Annotated in this window: 7 protein-coding genes; 4 read left to right on the forward strand and 3 right to left on the reverse strand. The window is 42.7% G+C overall.

Annotation, left to right across the window (positions count from 1 at the left end; genetic code table 11):
* The 3 genes from E5355_RS18575 to E5355_RS18585 form a co-directional block, all read right to left on the reverse strand.
* On the reverse strand, nt 1-643 hold a 643-nt coding region (locus E5355_RS18575; protein WP_136011498.1), incomplete at its 3' end, for a hypothetical protein.
* A gap of 4 nt (nt 644-647) precedes the next feature.
* The gene (locus E5355_RS18580; RefSeq protein ID WP_135036031.1) at nt 648-1709 is read right to left on the reverse strand and encodes an AAA family ATPase; all 1062 of its coding nucleotides are present in this window, start codon (nt 1707-1709) and stop codon (nt 648-650) included.
* Nucleotides 1703-2833, reverse strand: a complete 1131-nt coding sequence (locus E5355_RS18585) for a DUF262 domain-containing protein (protein WP_005682886.1) — start codon at nt 2831-2833, stop codon at nt 1703-1705. The genes E5355_RS18580 and E5355_RS18585 overlap by 7 nt, the downstream gene beginning before the upstream one ends.
* Nucleotides 2834-3106: 273 nt before the next feature.
* On the opposite strand from E5355_RS18585, the gene E5355_RS18590 reads away from it, so the two are divergent.
* The 4 genes from E5355_RS18590 (at nt 3107) to E5355_RS18605 (ending at nt 6804) form a co-directional block, all read left to right on the forward strand.
* Nucleotides 3107-3916: a hypothetical protein gene (locus E5355_RS18590; protein WP_134996359.1), complete on the forward strand. Its 810-nt coding sequence runs from the start codon at nt 3107-3109 to the stop codon at nt 3914-3916.
* Between the two features lie 68 nt (nt 3917-3984).
* Nucleotides 3985-5220: an AAA family ATPase gene (locus E5355_RS18595; RefSeq protein WP_005682883.1), complete on the forward strand. Its 1236-nt coding sequence runs from the start codon at nt 3985-3987 to the stop codon at nt 5218-5220.
* A complete protein-coding gene (locus E5355_RS18600; RefSeq protein ID WP_032838636.1) occupies nt 5213-5716 on the forward strand; it encodes a hypothetical protein in 504 nt (167 codons plus the stop codon). The genes E5355_RS18595 and E5355_RS18600 overlap by 8 nt, the downstream gene beginning before the upstream one ends.
* Nucleotides 5717-5823: 107 nt before the next feature.
* Nucleotides 5824-6804 carry a pseudohemocyanin gene (locus tag E5355_RS18605; RefSeq protein WP_135036034.1) on the forward strand — a complete coding sequence of 327 codons (981 nt, stop codon included), beginning with the start codon at nt 5824-5826 and terminating at the stop codon, nt 6802-6804.
* Nucleotides 6805-7458 lie beyond the last annotated feature (654 nt).

Raw genomic sequence — 7458 nt, forward strand, 5'->3', positions numbered from 1 at the left:
CTTCAAATTTGCGGAATGAATCAATAAACTCGTTTTGGTTCTCATTGTCAATAAGAGAAAATCCATGAGTGTCATCTATAAGGCTGAAATCAAGTTTCCCGCCACTGAAACGAGTCGTGATATACTTCTCGAGAGGCAATTCCCCCCTTTCAAACAAGATGGCATACAACTGCTGCTCCTTCCATATATTCCCCACCGGAATAGCAACTCCGTCTTTGGTTACAACAACCGGATGCTTCCCATACAAGGAGCGTATAAACGACAGAAGGCAGACTGCACGGGCGGTGGCTTCGGCAACGGAACTACCGGATACATCTGCTTCATCTGCCAAATAATGTGCATTCAAATCCTGCTGGGGTGCATCGTCCCAAAACGGATTACAGATGGCACGTGCCAATGTACTCTTGTACCGTTTCGCTTCGTCTATGATACGGGCTTCCGGTGCTGTCAGCAAATCATGAAGAGTCTTGTCGGGAGTGGCTTGTGCCCCGTAAAAACTTCCTTGTTTGAACAGATACCCCACTCCGAACGAACGAGCATCCTGCAATGCTTTGTAAAAAGGAGGCATTCCGTTCTTCCAGAAATCCTGGCTGTCATGAAACTGTCCGCTCAATGACAATTCGTTGATAATGATACCGTCCATAATCTTATAGCTTCAAAATAGCATCCAGGTCAATATCAAACTGCTCGAACATCCCTGGGATATACGACCGGATTCCTCCTTGGGGAGTAAATTCCACACGTTCGGCACGTGTCAGTCCGTTCCCGTCCTGCCTGAAATTATATACGGAGACATCGGACAAAGCCAACTTTTCCTGGCTAATCAGACGCCGGATGCCGTTGAAGAGATGGTCGCTATGACTTTCTATGATGATTTGCACACCGGCTTTCGCCACTTTCGCCATAAAATCAATCAAGTCGGCTTGCGCTTTGGGGTGCAGATGGATTTCCGGATTTTCCGTAATCACCATACCGCCTCTCGGAGTGGCAAAACAGGCAATGATGACCTCCGTAATAAAACTCACTCCGGTACCGACATGATAAGGGAAAAGCTGTTTGCCGCTACGCGTTTCATACTTCACATAGTGATTGTTTCCTACTGTTTCCACCACCAACCGATAGCCGGTCAGTTTATCCAGTTGGTGATTTACCTGCCCTTCCAAGGTTTGAGTACCGGGAGCCAGAATCAAAGCGGCATCCAGTGGCTCCAGACGGTGCTTGGCATAATAGTCAATCACAAATTCTCCGTTACGTCCCAGTTTGTTTTCCGAATCGGGATTGATGGGTTGCGCGTATGCGCCACCGGGACGTGTGGCAGGCAGATACAGCAGGTTATCACTTCCGAGGATTCCCAATAAATCCGAAGACGCGTCAGCCGATTGTTCCACAAGAGTGGTTTGGTAAGAGTCATCTCCTGGAGTAAAACAAAGCACGGTCGGTTCTTCACCATTATACGAAATACCGATTTCGTATGACTTGGCGTTGGTTACAAAGTTCCTTACGTCATTGAAGTTCGACGCTTCTGTCCTCCGGTTCTTCAAACCGTGTTTCCCTTTTTTCTCCGTCACGTTATCCGAAGCGGTCAGCAGGGCTTGCAATACGGTAGATTTTCCCGATGAATTCGGGCCGGCGAACAAGTTCAGAGGTTTTAACTCCAACGAACAATCTGTTAGACATTTATAATTGTTTATGGTCAAATTGTTTAGCATAAATTCAATTCATGAATAAGTCGGTTGATAATTTCATAACGCTTTTCAGTCTGCTTGCCGCTATCCACAGAACGGGTAAGGGATTCCAAATAGGCAGCGTCACATATTAATTGCATATAAACTTCCTGAATCTGACAATGGAGCTGCTCCCCTTCTCCATTCAGCCTGGACAGGAGGTAGCTGAAACTCTCAAAAAAAGCCATGTTTATCGGTCGTTTCTTACCGGGTGACGAAGGCAGCCGGAAGCCACCCGACGGAAGCAGCCGTATGGCAAGTTCCATGGCACGGGTAAATCGGGTGTCCAGCTCTTTGAACAAACCGTTTTCCGGCTCCAACCGGTTGAGAAAACGCATCGTTTTCCCTAAAAAATCCTCCACATTACTTCGATAGTCCAAAGGCCCGTCAGTGTCAGGGTCTATGGTGACATGCTGCTGCCACAGATAAAAAGCCACAAACCGGAGTACCAGATACCTGTCTTTCATATGATTGGCGGGAATGGAATGCTCCGTGGCTTCAACAAAGGCCTCCTTTTCAGCCAGCCGGTTAATCAGTTCCGTGGCATTGCCTTGATAAAGTGCATTACGCATTTCCTGGTTGTTTAGCCGCGTCCCGCCCCGGTTCACCCGGTCGAACAAATCAAAAGTGACCCGGTCGCTGGTGGGAGCCTTAATCACATGCAAGGTCAGGGAGCAGTCCTCTATCTTATTTTGCTCCAATGGAGTCAGTTTGTCAAACCGGGAACCATTCTTGTCCTTCAGGATGGTGAGTTTCTCCAGAGCAAATTCATTATTGATAAAACTGAACAATGTACTCAGGCGCTGTTTGCCGTCCACAATGACATACACTCCCTTTTCATCCTCCTTCACGTAAATCAGAGGCAGGGGAATACCCATCAGTATGGATTCTATCAGTTCGCTTTTCTGTTTAGGTTTCCATACCAGCCCTCGCTGGAAATCTGGAGTCAGATTCAACATCGGAGGAGTCTTTTCCCATTTCCGCTTCAGCTGAAACACGGAAGCCGAATCGCGGGCTATATTCAGCACGGCGTCCGGGTATACGGTATCCGGCTCATAACTCTGCTGGTTGGAAGCCGTCCGCATGGTATATTCTCCTTCAAAGTCCATAAATTCCTTTCTTTCTTCTTATTAATGCAAAGATACAATGTTTTTCCGACACATAATCCAAATCAATCTAAAAAACATTCCCACCCTTGTCGGATGTAATCAATACATAAACCTCAGTGTCTTCCCCATTCAAGATTCATACTTAGTTGCTCTCTGTTTTGCTAAATTCATATTTTCACCTCAAAAAATGACACTTCTATTTCTTTTCGTAGATTAAAAGGAATATATTTGCAGACAGACCGTTTGGTCTATTTTGTTTATGAAAAAATAGATATGAAACATTTAGCGGAAAAAATAAAAGAATTAATGGCTGCATTCAGCCGTAGTCACTACGAGTATATGATGTTTGAAGAATACGGAATGCCCGATTTTTCTAAATTGTCCGAAGAAGAACGTCTTGATTATGAAATGGACGAACAAGAAAGAAAGGATTCCCTAATCTACATGGCAAAAAAATTGCGTCCTTTAGTACAAGCGTATATTGAAGCGAAGCACCTTCCGGATTATTATAATTCTTTTCTAACAGAAATTACACCATTCTACGAAAAAGAAAGAATGCTACGTGGTACAGAAGACATGGATAGCGAACTGATATTTGCTTATAGAAAATTTTTGAACGCGTTCGATGATTTCAGCATTACAGGTGCTCATAAAGAATTTGAAATCCTGGAGAATATTTTAAACAGTACGGCTACGTTACTTGCAGACTTTGACATACAACCAAAATCCGAACCGGAGGTGTACAAACCTATGATTAATATCTGCAAAACAGCATTTCCTGATAATAAATCTTGCAGTTTCAAATTTCAGAAAACAGCCAAATGCTATAATCCGGATATATTAATACCTTCATTGGAATGTGCAATCGAATTTAAATATGTAAAGGATGAAAAAGAACTCAACAGGACCATGGATGAGATTTTAGCTGATGTCGAAGGTTATAAAGGAAATCCTTCATATTCTGTCTTCTATTCTGTCTTTTATGCAGTAGGTTCCTTTTGTTCACCCCAAAGATTCAATTGCATGTGGGAGGAAAAGCATTTTCCGGACAACTGGAAAGGTATTTATGTCCAAGGCAAATGAGGTACGACCTTCGTTAGGTCATCTCATTTAGAAACACTATCTTTGCACATAGTCTATATAACAACGATATGAGTAGAATCAAGATTAAGAATTTCGGTCCGCTCAAGGAAACGGTCTCCGCAATGGACGGATGGATTGACATAGAAAAAGTGACTGTTTTTACCGGCAACCAGGGTAGCGGTAAAAGTACGGTTGCCAAATTGGTTTCCACATTTACATGGATGGAAAAGGTTTTGACGCGGGGGGATTTCAAGGAGAAAGAATTTACCGCGGCCAAGTTCAAGAACAAATATTGCGGTTATCACCGTATTTCCAATTATTTCATAAAGGAACGGACTGAAATTTTCTACGAAGGGGATTCCTATAAGTTCACCTATACCAGACAAGGCGAACTTATCATAGAAAAAAAAGACGGTACATTGAACAAATATGCCCTTCCTCAAATCATGTATGTTCCCGCTGAACGAAACTTTATCAGCATGGTCAACAAACCGAATTTGATTAAGGACTTGCCGGATGCTTTGCTGGTATTTCTGACGGAATATAACAACGCCAAACAACTCATCAAGGGTAGTCTGGAACTGCCTATCAACCATGCGCAGCTGGAATACAACAAGCAAAACGACATTGTCTATGTCAAAGGCGAGGATTACAAAGTGAAGCTGATGGAGGCTTCCAGTGGCTTCCAGTCCATAGTACCGCTTTATCTGGTTTCTCTGCATTTGTCCGAATCTGTAAAAAGCCAGGCAAACAATGCCCAAAAGATGAGTAGCGATGAAGCGAAACGCTTCGAAGCGGAAGTGGCGAATATATGGAATATACCGAATCTTACAGACGAGCAACGGAGAATCGCCCTTTCAGCCGTTTCTGCCAGATTCAACAAGTCGGCGTTTGTCAACATCGTGGAGGAACCGGAACAAAACCTTTATCCGGAATCGCAATGGATGATAATGAAACAATTGCTGGCTTTCAACAATTCGTTAGAGGCAAACCGTCTGGTCGTTACAACGCATAGTCCGTACCTCATCAACAGCCTGACCATCGCTGTCAAAACCGGTATGTTGTTGGCTTCTGGCAATCTTTCCGATGAGGCACGACAAAGAATAGGTACTATTTATCCTATAGAAGCCGCCATACATCCTGACGAAATCGCTATTTACGAATTCAATGAAGTGGAAGGAACGGCAACCGTATTGGACACATATCATGGACTGCCTTCCGATGAAAACTTCCTCAATAGGATGCTGGAGAAAACAAACGAGGATTTTGCCGAATTACTGGAAATACAACAAGAGTATGATTGACTTTTTCCCTACAGAACATATTTCCTCCTCATGCAAACGCAAATTCGGTATATGTGACCGGCCCGCTCCGGCTGCCGAAAAAGCATACATCGCTGAAAAACAGGGACAGGATTGGATTGCGGCAGTGGACAATCACTACCGGCTTAAAGTAAATTTTGTACCGGTTGACCATTGCATTGAATTACGCAAGGCGGACGGAAAGATGGATAATCGCTGTGACGGCTGTCTATTTTATGAAGACACGATCATATTTGTGGAACTGAAACAAAGAAAAAGCAAAGGCAGCCAGTGGATAAAGGATGGTGAACAACAGTTACGTTCTACCATTGGCTATTTTGAGCAACAGGAAGAGGCACGGAACTTTCCTATAAAGAAAGCCTGCATAGCCAATAGCGAAAGACCTTTGTTCAGAACGGGCCAGGCGGTACGGATGGAACGCTTTTTCTTGGAAACAAACTATATATTGAGAATCGAAAATAGAATAAATATTGAATAATTGGTTGACCTTGCAGTGATTTTCGGCGAAAAACGGAACTCGGGTACGAAAGCCGATGCCTACATTTGCACTGTTAACAAGATGTTTCACTTAATACCAATTTATTTATGGACAATATCCAAAAAATCAAGTTGCTGAATGAGCTGATGTCCAAGGCAACCCCGCAAAATGTAGATTTCACCCCGCACAATGGCAATTATTGTGTGACACTGCTGGCTACGCAACCCATTCACACTTGGGGATGGCAAAAACGTAATTTCAAAATCAAGGGTCGCCTGGAAGAGGGCAAGACAATCTCCGCCGACTTGATAGTGGAAAATGAAATGCTTTTTGGTGTGACAGACCTGCCGTATGTGGCACACGAGGGCGACCGTACCCCTATCTTCAAGATTATCCGTGCTTCCATCTTCTGCGCTTATGGAGCCTTACAGCTTACGGAACTGCATCGGGGTATGCGGAAAATAGCCTGCACGGACTACCCTTTCAAAAAAGCGGATAAGGAAGAACAGATAACAGCGGAAGTCAAGTTTATGAAGAAACTGGCTTCAAGGATGACTGTCCCTGAACATTGTATAAGCGGACGCCCGGTAGTAACCCATCTTACGTCCACCCGCTTGAGAGACGTCATATTGTATAACAAAGAATATGAGCCGGCATTATATGAAAAGATGAAAGGTTCCATTGAGGCGTTATCCCCTTTCATCCCGGCAAAGGACAACGCGGACAATGCGCTTCCGGATGTATTTATCTCCCGCCAAGATTGGGAAAATCCCCGTGACACCTTTGACCATCAGGTGGTCATACTCAACGCAAAAAGCAAAAAGAAGCAACAATTCTGGTGGGATTACCTGAAACTCAATATTTTTTTGAGTGACTTGGAGTATAAATTCGGTTACTATGTATTAATGAACCGCTGGCAGGTTCCGGTAATTCAAAAGTGGATTGCCGAATACCACGAAAAAGGTTATTTCGAATCCCAACGGGCAAAAGACTACCTTCTTTTTTATTTGAAAGCCAGCGAAAAAGCACCGGTTCGTGTCTTAAACTCCATGGGAGTACAGGTTAAAGTTAAAATGACTCCAAGATAAATTTGATAAATCAGCACTTGTCAAAAGGGAAGGATGAAATGTTTATTAACATAGAGTTTCATCTTTCCCTTTGTTTTTATTCCGAATGTTTATATTTTTGCAATAAATACCGACTGGACGGTTTATATAAAAAAATTGTGATATACAAAACTTATGCTAAGGAATTGGTCATACCGCTGATTGCAGCAATACCTGAAATTGTCGCAGTTATGTTCGTTGATGTTCATTCAACGGATTGACAACAGGCATGATTCGGTTTTCAAATTTTAGATGAAAACAAGATTACGCGGAAGAGTCATAATTTGGGGGAGTAGTAAGTTGAAAAAGGCATAGAGAATCATCTCATACAATAAATTCCACTTTTCGTTTGAGTTCTTCTCTACGCCTGAATAAAATCCGATTAGTCGGTTTTTATTAAAAGCAAATGTAACAAAAAAAAATAAGACCCCCATATTGCCTGAAGCAAAACTGTCCAAAATAATGGAATTGATTTAAGTATCATACTGTTAACGTATGTAGTTTAACTATTATTCGCTCCAAACTAAGTATGCAAAAAAAATTGGATATTCAGCCAAATGTTCTATTTTTGTTTTTAAAATTTAAGTACATGACAAAAATTTGAAAACATCGAATTTTGGATTATAAGCCGGACGC

The organism is Bacteroides muris (ex Afrizal et al. 2022), assembly GCF_004793475.1.
Taxonomy (GTDB): domain Bacteria; phylum Bacteroidota; class Bacteroidia; order Bacteroidales; family Bacteroidaceae; genus Bacteroides; species Bacteroides muris.

Excerpts from the sequence above, each read along its gene's own strand:
- E5355_RS18600 (WP_032838636.1), top strand. The coding sequence starts at position 5,213 with ATGATTGACTTTTTCCCTACAGAACATATTTCCTCCTCATGCAAACGC.
- E5355_RS18595 (WP_005682883.1), top strand. The coding sequence starts at position 3,985 with ATGAGTAGAATCAAGATTAAGAATTTCGGTCCGCTCAAGGAAACGGTC.
- E5355_RS18590 (WP_134996359.1), top strand. The coding sequence starts at position 3,107 with ATGAAACATTTAGCGGAAAAAATAAAAGAATTAATGGCTGCATTCAGC.
- E5355_RS18605 (WP_135036034.1), top strand. The coding sequence starts at position 5,824 with ATGGACAATATCCAAAAAATCAAGTTGCTGAATGAGCTGATGTCCAAG.
- E5355_RS18580 (WP_135036031.1), bottom strand. The coding sequence starts at position 1,709 with ATGCTAAACAATTTGACCATAAACAATTATAAATGTCTAACAGATTGT.
- E5355_RS18585 (WP_005682886.1), bottom strand. The coding sequence starts at position 2,833 with ATGGACTTTGAAGGAGAATATACCATGCGGACGGCTTCCAACCAGCAG.